Source organism: Laspinema sp. D2d, assembly GCF_025370755.1.
GTDB lineage: Bacteria > Cyanobacteriota > Cyanobacteriia > Cyanobacteriales > Laspinemataceae > Laspinema.
This window is the reverse complement of record NZ_JAMXFC010000024.1, coordinates 50,557-67,484: the sequence shown is the minus strand read 5'-3', so window position 1 is coordinate 67,484 and position 16,928 is coordinate 50,557. Positions and strand designations below refer to the sequence as shown.

Annotated in this window: 13 protein-coding genes; 3 read left to right on the top strand and 10 right to left on the bottom strand. The window is 47.9% G+C overall.

The features are described from left to right. Positions 1-18 precede the first annotated feature (18 nt). The 4 genes from NG796_RS16605 to NG796_RS16590 form a co-directional block, all read right to left on the bottom strand. The gene (locus NG796_RS16605) at positions 19-1,350 is read right to left on the bottom strand and encodes a response regulator (RefSeq protein WP_261207957.1); all 1,332 of its coding nucleotides are present in this window, start codon (positions 1,348-1,350) and stop codon (positions 19-21) included. A gap of 380 nt (positions 1,351-1,730) precedes the next feature. Further along, positions 1,731-3,779 carry a serine/threonine-protein kinase gene (locus NG796_RS16600; RefSeq protein WP_261207956.1) on the bottom strand — a complete coding sequence of 683 codons (2,049 nt, stop codon included), beginning with the start codon at positions 3,777-3,779 and terminating at the stop codon, positions 1,731-1,733. Between the two features lie 91 nt (positions 3,780-3,870). After that, positions 3,871-4,080 carry a hypothetical protein gene (locus tag NG796_RS16595; protein ID WP_261207955.1) on the bottom strand — a complete coding sequence of 70 codons (210 nt, stop codon included), beginning with the start codon at positions 4,078-4,080 and terminating at the stop codon, positions 3,871-3,873. A 245-nt stretch (positions 4,081-4,325) separates the two neighbouring features. Then, positions 4,326-4,778, bottom strand: a complete 453-nt coding sequence (locus NG796_RS16590) for a late competence development ComFB family protein (protein WP_261207954.1) — start codon at positions 4,776-4,778, stop codon at positions 4,326-4,328. 606 nt (positions 4,779-5,384) lie between these two features. On the opposite strand from NG796_RS16590, the gene NG796_RS16585 reads away from it, so the two are divergent. Further along, on the top strand, positions 5,385-5,879 hold the full coding sequence (locus NG796_RS16585) for a DUF3172 domain-containing protein (protein ID WP_261207953.1): 495 nt from the start codon (positions 5,385-5,387) through the stop codon (positions 5,877-5,879). A 577-nt stretch (positions 5,880-6,456) separates the two neighbouring features. Beyond that, a complete protein-coding gene (locus NG796_RS16580; RefSeq protein WP_261207952.1) occupies positions 6,457-8,163 on the top strand; it encodes a SulP family inorganic anion transporter in 1,707 nt (568 codons plus the stop codon). A 172-nt stretch (positions 8,164-8,335) separates the two neighbouring features. Here NG796_RS16580 and NG796_RS16575 read toward each other — a convergent pair whose 3' ends face one another. The 6 genes from NG796_RS16575 to NG796_RS16550 form a co-directional block, all read right to left on the bottom strand. Then, positions 8,336-9,847 (bottom strand): AMIN domain-containing protein, encoded by a 1,512-nt coding sequence (locus tag NG796_RS16575; protein ID WP_261207950.1) that lies wholly within the window; start codon positions 9,845-9,847, stop codon positions 8,336-8,338. A 208-nt stretch (positions 9,848-10,055) separates the two neighbouring features. Continuing rightward, a complete protein-coding gene (locus NG796_RS16570) occupies positions 10,056-10,286 on the bottom strand; it encodes a LapA family protein (RefSeq protein WP_261207949.1) in 231 nt (76 codons plus the stop codon). 68 nt (positions 10,287-10,354) lie between these two features. After that, a complete protein-coding gene (locus NG796_RS16565; protein WP_261207948.1) occupies positions 10,355-11,794 on the bottom strand; it encodes a phosphoglucomutase/phosphomannomutase family protein in 1,440 nt (479 codons plus the stop codon). A gap of 205 nt (positions 11,795-11,999) precedes the next feature. After that, positions 12,000-12,290 (bottom strand): CHAT domain-containing protein, encoded by a 291-nt coding sequence (locus NG796_RS16560; protein ID WP_261207947.1) that lies wholly within the window; start codon positions 12,288-12,290, stop codon positions 12,000-12,002. A 24-nt stretch (positions 12,291-12,314) separates the two neighbouring features. Further along, the gene (locus NG796_RS16555; protein ID WP_261207946.1) at positions 12,315-12,638 is read right to left on the bottom strand and encodes a hypothetical protein; all 324 of its coding nucleotides are present in this window, start codon (positions 12,636-12,638) and stop codon (positions 12,315-12,317) included. A gap of 23 nt (positions 12,639-12,661) precedes the next feature. Continuing rightward, positions 12,662-13,762 (bottom strand): tocopherol cyclase family protein, encoded by a 1,101-nt coding sequence (locus tag NG796_RS16550; protein ID WP_261207945.1) that lies wholly within the window; start codon positions 13,760-13,762, stop codon positions 12,662-12,664. Between the two features lie 490 nt (positions 13,763-14,252). Between NG796_RS16550 and NG796_RS16545 the strand changes: the two genes are divergently transcribed. Further along, positions 14,253-16,841 carry a diguanylate cyclase gene (locus tag NG796_RS16545; RefSeq protein WP_261207944.1) on the top strand — a complete coding sequence of 863 codons (2,589 nt, stop codon included), beginning with the start codon at positions 14,253-14,255 and terminating at the stop codon, positions 16,839-16,841. Positions 16,842-16,928: the final 87 nt, after the last annotated feature.

The following is a 16,928-nucleotide window of genomic DNA, read 5'->3' as shown; positions in this document are numbered from 1 at the left end:
GCTCGCCCATGCCATCCATCAGCCCGCGATCGCCGGGGAATCATTAATAGGAATCTGAATCTCAAATACAGTTCCTTTCCCTAATTCAGAATAGCAGATTAAATTACCATTGTGAGCTTCTTTAATAATTTGAAGGGAAATAGATAGCCCTAATCCGGTCCCTTTTCCCACAGGTTTTGTGGTAAATAAATAATCAAAAATTTGGGATTTTACTTCGGGAGTCATTCCCTGACCATTATCAGCAATCTGAATCATAATCTGTTGCTGATCAGTGCTTAGTTGGGTATTAATGGTGATTTGTGGCCCAAAATTTTCAGGGAAAGCAGAATTTCCTAGGACCTCTTCTAACGCATCAATTCCGTTAGAAATAATATTCATAAATACTTGATTAAGCTGGCCGAGATAACAGTGAACTGGAGGAATTTTACCATAGTTTTTAACGATTTTAATCTCTCTCCGGTGAGGAGTAGGTTTGAGCCGATGCTGTAAAATCATTAAGGTGCTATCGAGTCCTTCATGAATATCTGCCAACACTTTAACACTGGTATCAGAACGGCAAAAGGTTCCCAGAGAAGTGCTGAGATTACAAATGCGATCGGTCCCCACCTTCATGGAAGCCAACATTTTGGGTAAATCTTTTAACAGATACTCAATATCAATTTCCACCCCTTTGCGCTGAATTTCTTCTCCGGTATTCGGAAACTGCGATCGATACAGTTCGACATATTCAATTAAATGATCCACCGCTTCAGTGGCTAAATCAATGTTCCCAGCAATAAACCCCAAGGGATTTTTAATTTCATGAGCCACCCCCGCCACTAATTGGCCGATGGAAGAAAGTTTTTCCCCCCGGACCAATTGGAGTTGAGTTTGTTGGAGTTCCGCCAAGATTTGAGAAAGTTCAGCGGTTCTTTCTTCAACCCGTTGTTCGAGGGATTCTTTCTCATGAATTAATTCCCGGGTTAATCGACGTAATTTAATATGAATTTTAATTCGAGCTAAAACTTCCTCTTTATAAAAAGGTTTAGTAATATAATCTACCGCCCCAAGTCCTAATCCTTTGGCTTTTTCTAAATTATCAGAAATGCCCGTCATGAAAATAATCGGAATATGATGGGTTTCGGGAGTAGTTTGCAGAAGTTTACAAGTTTGAAATCCATCCAGTTCTGGCATGATGACATCCAGTAAAATCAGATCAACCGGATGACTTTGGGCAAGTTCAATGCCTTTTTTTCCTTGTTTTGCCAGAAGGACCTCATAGCCCACTTCAGTCAAAATATCATAGAGCAATTCTAGGTTAGTGGAGGAATCGTCAATTACTAACACTAACCCTATTTTATCAGGGGTCATCACGCTTGCCTACCTTGCTATTCAAAGTGATTTGGGGTTGAAACTCAAGACTCAATATAAAAACAATATAAACTGAACAATAGAGTTTTACCGGCCTAAAACCGGGATGCGCTCACCGGATCGGAATGGGGTTTTATCGATTGTATAGGATTTGGGGACTGGAGGCTGTGATTTGTAACCCGGCGATCGCGCTGTGCAATGCTCCAAAATTAGATCCAAAGGACCAGAAACCGGATTTATCTTCCCTGGAAAAACCTGAAACTGGGTTGCGCCCTTTGATTGGCGAGAACACCCGAGAGAAAAAACGCGATCGGGTGTCCAAAACAAACCCGATCGCGTTTTTTAAGAATTCAAACAGGAAGCTACGCCCTGAGATTGGACTACGGATTGACTTTCCACAGTTTGATCGTGTCATCAAAGCTGCCACTGACTAGGGTTTTGCCGCTTTTGCTAAAGGCGACCCCCACCCAATCGGTATGTCCTTTGAGAGTTCCGACTTGGGAACCTGTGTCCATTTTCCACAGCTTAATCGTGCCACCCAGGTCTCCCGAGGCGAGGGTTTGTCCATCGGGGTTAAAGGCGACGGAATGGACCTGTTCCGAATGACCCTTGAGGGTCCGGATGGGGAGGCCACTGCTGAAATCCCAGAGTTTGATGGTTTTATCCCAACTTCCCGAGGCGATGGTATTGCCATCGGGACTGAAGGCGACAGACCAGACGGCATCAGAATGTCCCAACAGGGTGCGGATCAGTTTGCCAGTTTGCCAGTTCCAGAGTTTGACTGTGCCATCGGTACTGCCAGAGGCGAGGGTTTGACCATCAGCACTAAAGGCGACAGACTGAACCTCTTGGGAATGACCGATGAAACTGCGAACTTCAGAACCGGCGATTCCGGAGTAGTTATTGGCATGGAGTCGCCAAACTTTGATGCTTTTATCGAAGCTGCCAGAGGCGAGACTTTGGCTATCGGGACTGAAGGCAATGGAGAAGACCCCAGCTTTATGGCCCTTCAGGGTTCCGAGTAATTCCCCGGTTCTGAGGTCCCAAAGCTTGATGGTTTTATCTGCACTGCCGGAGGCGAGGAGGTTCCCATTGGGACTGACCGCTAGGGTCCATACCGGGTCGGAATGACCGCTGAGAATGCGGAGGGGAACGCGAACGTTGTCGGTGCTAACTTGCCAAAGTTGAATGGTGCCATCGGTGCTGCCGGAGGCGATCGTACTGCCATCAGGACTGACCGCCACAGACCAGACAGGTCCCGAGGCGATCGCCAAGGTCCGCATGGGTTCAACGGTGGAAATCGGATAGCTAGACTCTTCGCGGAAGGCTGGGAGTTTGTAAGACAGTTCCGGATGTTTAACCCGATACATCATCTGAGGCGGTGCCAATGGCGGTTCCGAGGGTTCCTGCTGGAAACTCACCGGGACGGAAGTCGGTGCCCGATAGCCGAGGGTCATGGACAAGACGGCGATCGCTGCCCCGCCCACGAAGGTTGCTACCCGCTTGTTAGGGGGAGGTAATACCGCTTCAAAATTGGGAGCATTTAGCGCTTTGAGGGCTTCCGCACTGGAGGAATAGCGCTGTTTGACGTCTCGCTGCACCAGGGTATCAAGAACCCGGCTTAACTGCTGGCTGACAGGTTGAGTGAGATACTCAGACCAGACCCAACTTTCCGTTTTAATGCTGTACAAATCAAAGGGCGGCAGTCCAGTTAACAGATGTAAGCAGGTGACACCTAGACTGTACAGGTCACTCCCTTGAACCGCTTGGCCTTTGGTTTGTTCAGGGGCGGCATATTCTGCCGAACCCAGGGCCGTGGCAGAGGTCATCGAACTCATCCCCGTGGGATGTTCGATGGTACCAAAATCAACGAGAATAATTTTGTCATCCCTGCGGCGGCGAATGAGATTCTCAGGTTTAATATCCCGATGAATCAACAAACTGCTATGAACAAATTTCAACACCGGCAGAACATCGGTGAGAATTTGACGAATTTTTTTCTCATTAAAGGGGCCGCTTTCAGCGAGTTCAGCGGCTAAATTTTGGCCTTCAACATATTCTTGGATTAAATAGTGACTGCCATTCTCTTCAAAAGAAGCATAGAGTTCGGGAATGAGCGGATGCTGGGTTAATTCATCCAAAAGCATGAGTTCTGAGGTCAATGCTTTTGGGGATCCAGGAGTAGCCCCTCGGAATCGGGCGATCGCCTTGTCAGTTTTTCCGGAGAAAAACTGTTTAATCGCGCAACGAGGTTTTGAGGGTTTGTCTTCATCCACCGCTAAGAAGGTGCGGCCATATTTTCCCTGACCCAGGAGTTCCAAGCAGCGGTAGCGGCTTTTTAAAAGCAATGGTTGCCCACAGCTAGAACACTGGTCAGCGTAATGGGTATTTTCTGAATTTTGGCAATCGGGATTGATGCAATGAGTCATAATTCGCAAGCCCTTAGCACATTTAATCTATAATAAATCTTCCCAAGCATAACCTGCGTTTCCGGTGTCTGCCCGGGCTCGAATTAAATCCCTAGATTTGAGGAATGAGTCCCTCGATCCCGGTCTTAATCCACAAGTCATGCACCCTGGAAGCGATTTCACTCCACTTCATCCAAAAGGGATTTCCGTTGGTCTGTTTTCTGTGATGGGGAGGGCGATCGCGATTGACGAGGGAATACCTTCGCCCTTTGCGGATGCCCCATCCGGAATATCCCGTTACTTTATGCTCGTTTCTATTCAATCGCCTCCCTCATTCGGGTGACTTTTCACCGCAGGTCATGCCTGGGAAAACGCAAGAGGTTGCTTTATTTTGTTAAGAAATGTTGCATAATCAGCCCATTGACCTGAATCTTTGATTCCGGTCCTCCAAAATTAGCAGTGCCTTGTCTTTGAAGTCAAGACGAAGTTCTGGCATCCCCAGTTTCATGGGATTTTTGTCTTCCCTAGGACGGTAGACTATGCGAGTATAATCAAACGGTGATGGGGTTATTGCATAGGCATCCCATTCTGTTCAACCCACTTGGTTCGAGCATAAATTGCTAGTTCATCCCACTGACAGGATACCTGACTCGCTTCCCCTGGGGTTGGTTGAGATTTACCTTTTTCTGTACTGGTGTAGGGACGGGGTTTAAGCAGGTCACAAAATTCTTGGGGGGGGGTTTTCAAGACCTTGGGGAGAATCACATGGATACCTTCATGAATTAACCCTTCCAAATGGAATTGTTCGGAGGACCCTAAGCAGAATCGAATCCCCGGGCGATCGTCCCCGGTGACCACATACAGACTAGGGACTCGATTTAAAATATAGGCAATGAGTTCTAACTGAAAATCTGAGTCGTCGAGTACGTTTTTATAAAGAGAGTAAGGATAAGTTTTTAAAACGTAATCAACTCGATCAGAAACTAATTTTAAGGTTAAATTTACCAAGTGTTTTTCCATAATTAAACCTGTCAATTCATCAATTGACAGCCTGTAATTTTCCTCATTTAAAATTTTACCGAACTTGATCGATTTTCCGAACTCTTCAGCCCAAATCTCACCCAATTGACGAGGCGGAGTCAAAGCTCAGAAATCTTTCACCCTTTCCCAGTCAAGGCTTCACCGGAGCAGCTCTTTTGTAGATGACCGTGAAATCCCTGAAATGAACCCTCTAATCCCTTAAGCCTATTTTGCCATTTTTTATCTTGCATTTACCCTGAAAAATTGTAAAAATAAAATAAAAATTTAGCGTTAATCCAATTTTTTCATTAAACCTTAATCTTTTTTTAAGAGACTTCCAATTAGCCCACAGGCTTTAAAATTTTACCACGAGTTGACCTAGGGTCAAAAAATACAGCGGCTTAGGAGTCGGGGTTCCTGGGAGGTGTTGGCGCTTGATTTCAGGTTCTAAAAGGGTGGGATTACCGTATTGAAGCAGAGAGAAGAGAAGAATATCCTAGCGATCGCCCCCTTGAGGAACAGCCATCTGGGAATCAGATTCGGCATACTAATAGATAGAGATCTTCCAACCCCTCCCAAACCAACGTCTCAAAACCCCCAAAGACCATGTATCGAAAACCAAAATCCTCATCCCCCTTTAACTACACCTCCCTGGCGATTTTAGCTGGGGTGTTCGTGCTGGGAATCGGGATCGGTATTGCCTTTAGCTCTACCGCCAACTTTAGTCCAGAAAACGTGGCATCCCGGGAAGTCATCGATCGCAGCGCCCCTAACCCGGAACTCTGCATTCAATATGGAGCCAGTGCGATGGTGATGGATACTCGCATTTTCGTCACCCTTAATCCCTTCAATGTCTATATATCCCAGCCGAAAATGCAGCCGGGATGTGTCCTGCGAACCAATACCTGGAATATTTTAGAGCAACGCAAACTGGTCACCAATGATCAAGTGCGCGATTGCAAAAATCGGATGAACACCTTTGGATTCACCGGCGCTTTGGAAAATACCCCAAACATTAGTTGCATTTATCAGAATGACGCCGCTGGAAATCTGTTCTTCCAGGGATCTGGAGGCACACCGGCAGAAACTGAACGCTTTTAAGGCGCAGGGGATTCGTTATCCCCTTGAATATTGCATTTATATCTGGACGCGGATTAACCTCCGCGTCCTTTTGCATTTTTAGGGTTCCTGATCGGTCTTGTGGTGATGCCTCCTCATGGGTTTGAGTCCGGGGATAGGTTATGGGCAAGTTAAACTGAGTTTATTGAGCGTTATTTGTAGGCATCAGGAATAGACATCTGACCAAATACCGGATTGATCCCCCACCCTCTTTTTAAGGGAACACTCTACAATGAAAGCGAGAGGTCTACTGAGTATTTATGCTAGTTAAAGTTTTAACCATTGATTATTCTTTATACCCCCCCTAGAAAACAATCAATCCACTGCAAGAGAGCTAGGCGATCGCGCGGGATACGTCGCGAGTCATTGATCCCCGAACCGATTCCTGGAGAGAGGTTGCAGCTTTTTTTGAACTAGATAAGGGTCGTTGTAATCATAGTCATAAAAAACTTTGAAGGTTTTTAGGCTTTCAAACTGTTGCTAAGGATTCCGGTTCCTATATGATTAGACAATCCAATTCGTTGCAGGGCGATTAAAGCCTCTAATTTATAGTCTAATCATGAGTATTTTTAATCAGATCGATTTGAAGAACATACGCGGGGATGCCTTTGGGGGTGTCACGGCGGCGATCGTCTCTCTGCCAATGGCCTTAGCATTCGGGGTCTCCTCGGGTGCCGGACCCGTAGCGGGTCTTTATGGTGCGGTTTGCGTAGGCTTTTTTGCGGCCTTGTTTGGCGGAACTCCTGCCCTGATGTCTGAACCCACGGGACCGATGACCGTGGTCATGACAGCGATCGTGACCTCCATGATTGCCAAAAATCCAGAGAACGGATTAGCAATGGCCTTTACCGTGGTCATGCTGGCGGGACTGTTTCAAATTATCTTCGGCATCTTCAAATTGGGTAAATACATTACCCTGATGCCTTACACGGTAATTTCGGGCTTTATGTCTGGAATTGGCTTGATTATGATTATCCTGCAGCTAGGACCTTTTTTAGGTCATCCTAGTAAAGGAGGGGTACTCGGAACCCTGCGCAATCTGCCAATGTTTTTGAGCAATATTGACGTACCTGAAGCAATTTTAGCGGCTTTGACTTTAGGGATTCTGTTCTTCATGCCCTCCAAATTTAAGCGGATTGTACCCCCGCAATTGGTGGCATTAATTGTTGGGACAGTTTTTGCCCTGGTGTTTTTCTCGACTGCGGATATTCGGACGATTGGTGTCATTCCAATGGGACTGCCCCAATTAAATATGCCGGTGTTTACCGTCACGGCATTTCGGGAAATGCTGATTGATGGCATTGTGTTGGGGATGCTCGGTTGTATTGACTCCCTGCTGACTTCTGTGATTGCTGATAGTTTGACCCGGACTCACCACGATTCAGATAAAGAATTAATCGGACAAGGGATTGGGAATATCGTTTCAGGACTCTGCGGAGGACTTCCCGGTGCCGGTGCGACAATGGGAACGGTGGTGAATATCCAAGCGGGTGGCCGAAGTGCTTTGTCTGGTTTAACCCGTTCCGCGATTTTGCTGGTGGTGATTTTGTGGGCAGCGCGTCTAACGGAAAATATTCCAATGGCAGTGTTGGCCGCGATCGCCCTCAAGGTTGGGGTTGATATTATCGATTGGGCCTTCCTCAAACGGGCTCACCGCGTCTCGGTGAAAGCAGCACTGATTATGTATGCAGTGATTGCGCTGACAGTCTTTGTCGATTTAATCGTGGCGGTTGGAGTAGGGGTGTTTATTGCTAATATCCTGACGATCCAACGGATGAGCGATCTTCATGGACAGGATGTCAAAGCGATTACCGATGCCGATGATGAAATTCGGATGACGGATGAAGAAAAACTGTTACTCCAAGAAGGGAATGGCCGGATTCTGCTGTTCCATATCAGTGGACCGATGATTTTTGGAGTCTCCAAAGCGATCGCTCGGGAACAGTCGGCAGTGGAGAATTTTGACGTGCTGATTTTGGACCTGAGTGAGGTGCCCATGTTAGGGGTGACTTCTTCTCTGGCGATCGAAAATGCCATTAAAGATGCCATAGATAAAGGTCGTCATGTCTTTATCGTCGGTGCTGCCGGTCAGATTAAACGTCGATTAGAACGGTTTGGAATTGTGCAACTGTTACCCCCTCACCACATGACGGCGACTCGGGTTGAGGCCCTCCAACAAGCAGTCGCTTTGATTTCAGTGGATTCCCGGGAGATGAACGATATTTTAATCCCAGGTAATCCAGAAACAAGGATGCAACCCTCTTGAATTAAACAGCCTCAAGTGTTCTTGAGGAACGGGATTGGGTGTCAGTTGTCCATATTTATGGACAGACAAGGGGAGAATCGATGCGCATCGATTCTCCCCTTGTCTGTTTTGGGACGATCGCAGTAAATCTAGGGGTAGCTGTAAAAACGGTTCGCCTATTGTTCTGTAAGGATTACCGCCAATGTTCACTTAAACGCACCGGGAGAAGTTGTCCGGGCTCGACAATGGCGGCAATATCAGAACGCAGAAGTGAGGTGACGGCACCAGCAGCGGCCCCGCCTAATAAAGGACCTCCGGCTAAACCCCCAAGGACCGCACCAGCAACGGCCCCTACTGCGGAATAACTAATGGTTCTTCTCTGGGAAATATCTCGATTGCCGTCAAGGGGTTCGGATTCCGCCAGGAAGGGGATAGCACGACCTTTGAGGATGATAGATTGGGTTTGAAAGCGGATGTTGCCCCGATCGCGTACGAAACTGCCAATCACTGGAGTACCAACCGGGGCCATTAATTGGCCGGTGCGATCGTAAATGTCGGAATAGACAATCAAGACTTCTTGTCTGGGGAGGTTATCTTCTAGGGCGATCGCCACGGAACCAGGATAGCTCAGAACCAGGACCGTTCCAGAAGAGAGCAACACATCAGAAGGGATATTTGCGGCGACTTCCTCGGGTAGGGATGGGGGAGTTTCAGCGCTTACAGGTGCGGGACCCGTCGCGATCGCCCCGGTTGTCGGCAGGGGTTGTCCAAAGGCGAGGATACTATCCGTCTCGGGATTCCGGGCCCTGGGTGTTTCCAGGGTGGGGGAGGGTGCGGGGGGTGCAATTTCTGGTTCCACAGTCACCGGAACTGGGGTACTCTGGGCGATCGCCTCCTCAACGGACGCACTTTCCACGGGAGGAACGGTGACGGTGGGGCTACTATTGGCTACAGTTGGGGTTTCCACCGGCAATTCAAAGTCTAACGCGTCGGTTACTTCCAGCGATCGGGCATCTTCAACGGGGATGTTTAATTCTGACAGTTGCGGTGGCGGTGGCGGGGGTGGCACATTCAGAATGGGCATTTGCTCCAGTTCTGAGTTGGGGTTAAATTCCCCTGATTCTAGGGTGGGTGAGGGCAAGGAAATCGCTGGAGGCTGATTCGCTGCCGATGGCGGTAACATAGGCAGAGTGCGAATGTCCCCAGTCGATTCCGTGACCGTTACCGTAGTAGGGAGGGACTCGGCCAGTTGTACTGATGGACGAATCACCCAGCGATTACTTTGTCCGATCGGGGTGAGGGTGACGGCATTGGAGTCGAGGGTAACTCCCGGTGCAAATTCCATGACAATCCGGGTGATCCCCGATTCCAGTTGAGCAATCCGAATTTCACGGACAGTCCCTTGATAATTTTCGGCGCTGGATTGTACGGGATTGTCGCCATTGGGGATATCGATCGCAATCCGCAGAGGGTCGGTGAGGATGGAATAGTCTGGGGTGACGCCCTCGGGGACGGTAATTTGCAGTTCGTTGGTATAGGGGTCAAATTCCCAGATTCTCAGTTCCGGCGCGGAGGAGATCGCCGGGATGGGAGAAGTTGAGAGGGGTTCGGAGGCGATCGCCCCGACTGCCCTCGGCATGGAACTACAGAAGGTTGTCGCTAACAGGATTAAGGAAAACCGCCGCGCTAATTTGGCTTGGTGCATGGCTTGTTAAAAATAGGTTAAAGGGATTTTTAGGGGGCTAGGTCGAGACTTTAAATGCGGTGAGAGAGGAGTTAAATATAAAAGTTTAGGGGATAGAACCCGGCGATCGGGGTTAGGGAATTGAGTTAAACTCTTATCCGATTTTTGCCCGTTTGTCAAGCCGTTAAATTCAGTAAATTGTAGTGCAATGGAACCGGAGTATTAAGACTCAGGAAAAATTTCGCCCCTTACTCAACACAGAGAGGACCAGTGCCCCTCCAATCATCCCTAATCCGGTACTAGCGGCTAAGACCAGACCTACTGGAAGCTGAATCGAACTAAATCCTAAAAATTGTAAAGAAACTGGGGTAGCATTTTGGACCGATAGGAGGGCGATCGCGACGACCCAAATGGCGGCGATCGCACTGACTAAGATTGGAATCAGTTTGGTAATGGGCATACTGTTTTATCCTCATTTACAACAACAAACGGCAGGGATTTAAACCCCTGCCGTTTCCTGGGGAGTTACTAGGCAGCAACCGGAGCCAGTTTATCGATTTTAGCCTGCATTTCTTGGCCGACTTTTTGGAGTTTTTCGGGAGAATTTGTTTCCATATAAACCCGAATCAAAGGTTCCGTTCCCGAGGGACGTAACAACACCCATCCGCCATCTTCAAGATAGAGTTTAATCCCATCTTTGCGACCCACTTCTTTGACGTGAATTCCCGCAACTTCTGTCGGGGGATTTTTCAGGTAAGCGTCCAGAACTGCCGCTTTGTGGGCTTCTGTTAAGTGTAAATCCAGACGGTTGTTATAGAGAGGACCGCCCGCTTCGGCGATCACCTCTTCCACCAATTGACTCAGGGGTTTACCGGCGAAAGCGACTGCTTCAGCCACCAACATATCAGCCAGAATGCCATCTTTTTCGGGAATGTGACCCAAAATGCTCAAACCGCCGGATTCTTCTCCGCCGATGAGCACATCCGTTTCCCGCATTTTTTCCCCGACATATTTAAACCCAACAGCGGTTTCATAGAGGGTTAAACCGTATTTTTCCGCCAGGTTATCTAACAGGTGAGTCGTGGCAACTGTGCGGACGATCGCACCTTTTTTGCCTTTATTTTGGAGCAAATGCTTTGCTAATAATAGCAGGATGGTATTGGGGGTAAGAACATTTCCTTTTTCATCCACAATCCCGAAGCGATCGGCATCCCCATCCGTTGCCAAACCCAAATCGGCATTATCTTTTTTGACGGCATCCACCAACTCCACCAGCATTTCCCCTTTGGGTTCAGGCATTCCTCCCCCAAACAGGACATCCCGCCAAGTGTGGAAGCTTTCAGTTTCGCAACCGCAATGCTCTAAAACTAGGTCTAAATAACCCCGGGACGTGGAATACAATGCATCATATTTGACCTTGAGTTTCGCCTTACGAATGGTATCCACATCCAGCAAGGTGTAGATGAATTCCAAATAAGCAGGTTTAGGGTCAAAAATGGAAATTTTATCGGTATTCTTACCCGAGGGCGGTGCATCCGATGCCTTGGCAATATTTGCCACAATGGTATCGGTGATTTCTGGGGTAGCAGGACCCGCATAATCGGGGATATATTTAATGCCACAATAAGGGGCCGGGTTGTGGGATGCGGTGAACATCAACGCACCGGCAGTATTCAGATGGCGGGCATTATAAGCAATCACCGGAGTCGGACAATCCCGGTCCGTCATCTTGACAGTCCAACCCAAATCTGCTAAGACTTCCGCCGCTGTTTGAGAAAATTGGTCTGCTAAAAAGCGGGGGTCATAAGCAATTAAAACGGGTTTATCTTTACTGTAGGCGGTTTCCAGATAAGCGGCGATCGCCCTCGTCACCTTCCGCACGTTGGCAAAGGTAAAATCCCGGGCGATAATCCCCCGCCATCCATCGGTACCAAATACGATTTCCTCTGAGGTGCCTGCTGCACTCATGTTTGCTAGTCTCTCTGAACGCACTTCACCCTAATAGTACAGGATTTGTCCTTGGTCATTTGTGGTTGGTCTTGGGATGGGGGATGGGGGGATTGGGGGAGATGGGGAGGATGGGGGAGATGGGGAGGATGGGGGAGGATTGGGGAGATGGGGTTGAGGGTTGTTGTAACGAGTGAAGTTGTTGCTTTTGTGTCTATGGCGTCCGCTATGATAGGCACGATGAGGGGCTTAAGCGTCTGTTTGCGGATTGGTGCGATCGCCTCCAGCGGACTTTCCTAAGAATCCTAGCAATTTTTGCCTCCCGTAAGGCTTCAGCTTTAATTTTGGCATCGCTGAGGTGGCTATAAAACTCGGTCCTCGCTGTTAGAGTGCCTTGATCACTGATGTACCACAGGGCGGCTAAAATTCGGCTCGTTTGTCCCCTAATGCGGTATCCTAGGCAGAAAAGACTAATAACTCGATGAGGGGATTGTTCCAACCCATTTCCGGAATCCATAGCTGAGTATTAGGACTCCCAAACTTAAATTCGCCGTGAGTGGCAAGGTGAATGATGGGATAGGGATAGTTTTAGGGTTCCTGGAGTAAATTCTCTGGGGTAAAGTGTTTGTTCCTGAGTCCACCGACTTCCGATATTCACCTCTGCAATCTTACGGTTGAGATTGATATTTCCACTACCCAAGGCTACTGTTGAGGTAACATTCCCGGTGTTAATCTCTCCGTCGGCACAGAGGCTAATATCTCCGGCAGTTCGCGTTCTGGCTATACTTTCGATATAATGGATGTTGCCACTATGTGGATAACTTTGTGATGTGCTTACTTCAAGATCGGGTTGTGAATCGGTCAAAAGTTTCAGGATTCTCGGGTTAATCAGCCCGATCGCCAGGTTTCCGTCCAAGGACCGCCGCCGGTTTCGACCCCACAAAGGGAACTGGTCGCTTGGAAAATTACCGAAGATTGGGCCCCCAGGTGCGATCGCAGGGTGAGAGTGAGGTGACCCTGCATAGTATCTCGGCAAACAAAGGTTAATCCCTCTTGGGTGGGTGCACGCAGGCGCGTTCCGGGTTGATCTGTGGTGGCAGTGAGTTCGACGGTAAAGCGATCGTTACTCGCCTGCATTTGCCACCGACCCCACGGATCAATCTCCCAACTCACTTGAGAATTCCAGGGGACAAATTCATAAAACTCCCCGCGATAATGGATACAAATCAGGGCCACGGACTCCATCCACCACAGGACCCCCCGGCGTCCCCCTCCGGCGGTTAAGGCGAGGTCTGGTTCGTCGTCAAAGCAGTTACAATTAACCCAAAACCATTTTTCGGGAAAAGCACCCCCCCAGTTTTTTTCGGCGTAGGCAGGGGCATTGGCAAATTCATAGCGCTTGCCGTTCCAGTCTATCCAACCTGTTGCCAAACCGTGGGCCATCAAAATTTGCCAACCGGGTTCAAACATCGGTAAAAATGAGAGTAACCCGGCGGTTGCTAACTGACCCCGTTGGCGATCGCCCCATCCGTAGATCGGGGAGATGGCATATTGCCATTCGCAATGCTGTCCGGTTCCAGGGTCGCACAATTTACCCTGATGCCAAGTGGCGGTCCCTTGATAGCCTTGTTCAATGTAGCGATCGAACTCCTGGGGGGATAAATAGTCCGGCGGGTAAGGTAACTCGGTTTTTCCCCAATGACCCAAGGCTAAACTGCTAGACCAGGCCCAAAATCCTTTAACATCGGGAAAGGTGCGGCATAAATAGCCATCATCCGGCCCTAAAATTTGAGCACCGCCCCCACTATAGGGGGAACCGCCTGCGGGGTCTTCGATAGAATACATAAAGGCAAAAGTTTGGCGGTCCGTGGGTAAGGTGACTCGATAATACCACCCTTCAAAAAACCGGCGTGGACTACTATTCCAATGGTATCCACTGTGGGGGGTTTGGCGTTCTAGTCTGGTCATACTGGGTTGGTCGTTGGTCATCCTTTCGCGGTTCCTTCGCCTCTAACAAAAATTAGATTTTATTCCTTATTTTAGGTTTTAATTATAGCAGCAAAAATAAAGTTTGTTTAAAGCTATCCCCGGTAGCAGTTGGCTTTAGGATGAAATCCCTTGGATAATTAGCAAGAGACAGTCCTATCCCCCCTCGGGGCAAGGGAGGTATAGAATGAGGGCACAACTCTATTGAAATAGGGCTTCCAGTCCCGTTTAAAAATAACACGAGATATTTTTATTTGCTTTCTAATTTGAATCTAAAATAAGCTAAACTAGCAATTAGTACCAGCCAAAGGGGGGAGTTGATTCGAGAGGGTCACTTCAGGAAAAAGGGAGAGAGCAACGGAATAGAGTGGCGCGATCGCCACTGATTCAGAAGGCGGAGGGTGCAGAAGCTTCACTCGCCTTTAAGTGCAGAGCGAGAAAAAAATAGGGGGCTGGTCGAAAGGATGATTCTGATGAGACTAAGGGAAAGTCGATGCTGGAAGCAAATCGTTTGTTATGTTCGTTCGATATAGAATCTGCAATTGACCGAAATGTCCAGATTGTTGCCGCAAATACCCCCTTGGTTGAGGCGATCGCATTAATGAGGAGTCAGGGGCGATCGGCTAACGGTCCCGTTGCCTCCTTGCACTCCCCTGCTTCATCATCCTCTGGGGAAGAGGGTGCAGAACCCTGCCTTTTTGTAATTGATGAGACTCAGGCGATCGGGTTATTAACTCCCCGCCATATTGTGGAATTTTTAGAGAGCAAAACCTCTTTAAAAAAAACAACCGTTGCCTCAGTAATGCAAAAGTGTTCTATCTCTATTAAAGAATCCGATTGTCGCGATATTTGCCGGATTCTTCATTGGTTTCAGCAAGGAATTCATTACCTTCCTATTCTTAGCGATTCCAATAATCAAATCGTCGGTTGCCTTACCCCCTCCCGACTGATGCAGAAATTTTATGTATCTCCCTCGGGCCAGGTTTTGGAGCATTCAATCCAAACTAAGCATCATGAATTAGCAGAATTTAGCTCTCCCGTTCATCCTAAAAAATCATTAGTTTCCCGATTTAAAGCTTTCTCAAGATCTGGGGCTGTTGGTTACAAAAAGCGTTCAAAAAGTCGGATTGGAAATCGGATTAAAATTATGCCTTATATTAAAACCGACTTGAAAACAGTCACGGTTCCCACCCCATCAAGCTGTTTGGGGAATCCCTCGGTACCAACGGCCTCAAATCAGAATGGGCCAGATCTATTTATATTGGTTGATTTACTAGAACCTAAGCGAATTTTAACCGAGGAGGAAAAGGTTTTACGGGCGGCATTTGCATCCCTGACTGATATTATTCTGGTTATTGATGAAACTGAAAATCAAATCAAAGTTGCGCCTACCCATCCCACCTTAGTCCGTTCCGACGAGAATTCTCAATTAATCAGCCAAACCCTGGAATTTTTTTTAAATGGAGCCCAATCAGAAACCTTTTTAGGGGTAATTCGCCAGTCTCTCGAAACCGAGAGTTCGATTCAATTGGATTACAGTTTAAACCTTGAAAAAGAACAAAAGCGATTTACCGCCAGTATTTCTCCCCTTTCCCCCCACTCGGTCATCTGGATAGCACGGGATATAACCGATCGCCACCAGATGGTTCAAGCTTTGCACTATTCAGAATCCTTACTGGCGGGGGTTTTAAATAGTTCTTTGGATGGCATCATGGCGTTCAAAGCTATCCGAAATTCTGAAAAAACTATCATTGATTTTCAATGGTTAACGATCAATCCTACCGCTGAGAAAATTGTCGGACGCCGACGGGAAGAGGTCCTGGGAAAATATCTCCTTCAAGAAATGCCCGGAAATCTTGACGCTGGATTATTTGAACGGTATGTGGAGGTGGTGAATACTCATCAACCCTTAGAATTAGAATTTTATTACGACCATGAAGGACTCCAGGCTTGGTTTAAAATGATGGCCGTTAAACTAGAGGACGGGTTTACTGTAACCTTTCGCAATATTACCGAAGATAAGCAATCTGAAGCGACTTTGCAACAAGCCAATGATAAGCTGATTCGGTGGGTGGAAGAACTTAAACAACGCAATCGAGAAATGGCTTTATTGGGGGAAATGAATGAGTTGTTGCAAGCTTGCGAAACTTTAGAGGAAGCCTACAAAGCGATCGGACTCAAACTGCCTTTATTATTTCCATCCTGTTCCGGGGGACTAGCGGCGATCGATGTCTTCAAAAATCGCGTAGAAACGGTTGCTACCTGGGGAAAACTTCCCGGGAGTAAACAGTGGTTTGCTCCTCATGAATGCTGGGCTTTACGACGAGGGCGATCGCATCGGGTCGATAATAGTCCTTTTAGTTTATTTTGCGACCACTTCCACCCCCATCTTACCCCCGTAGAATCCCTCTGTCTCCCGATGATGGCCCAGGGAAGCATCTCGGGATTGCTGTATTTAATTTCCAGCCATAAAGGGCGATTAAGTGACGGAAAACAACAGTTAGCCCGCACGGTTTCCGAACAAATTGCTTTAGCATTAGCCAATATTAAGCTGAGGGAAACACTCCATGCCCAAAGTATTCGCGATTCCCTCACGGGACTGTTTAATCGCCGGTACTTAGAAGAAACCCTAGAGAGAGAACTTCAACGGGCTCACCGTCAGGATCAATCTGTGGGTATCGTCATGATTGATATTGACCATTTCAAGCATTTTAACGATACGTTCGGCCATGATGCCGGGGATGCGGTGTTGCGACAAGTGGGAGAATTATTACGGAAAAATATTCGGGGTTCAGATATTGCCTGCCGCTACGGAGGGGAAGAATTAACCCTCATTTTACCCGAGGCCACCTTATCAGAAACCTATCGTCGCGCTGAACAAATCCGAGAAGCCATTAAAAACCTAGTTTTAGAACATCGCGGGGAATTATTGGGAATCATTACCGCCTCCCTGGGAATTGCGTGCTTTCCCACCGCAGGACTCACCGGAGATGACCTGATTCGGGCCGCAGATACCGCCCTCTACCGCGCCAAAGCCCTGGGACGCGATCGGGTCGTTACCGCAGGTAGCTATCCCATCTAAACCCTTGCCATCGGGATGGTTTATAACTGAACGTCTGATACAGTAGGGTTTTGAGTTGGGTTTTAACCCCTTGTAGAGGCGTGAGGC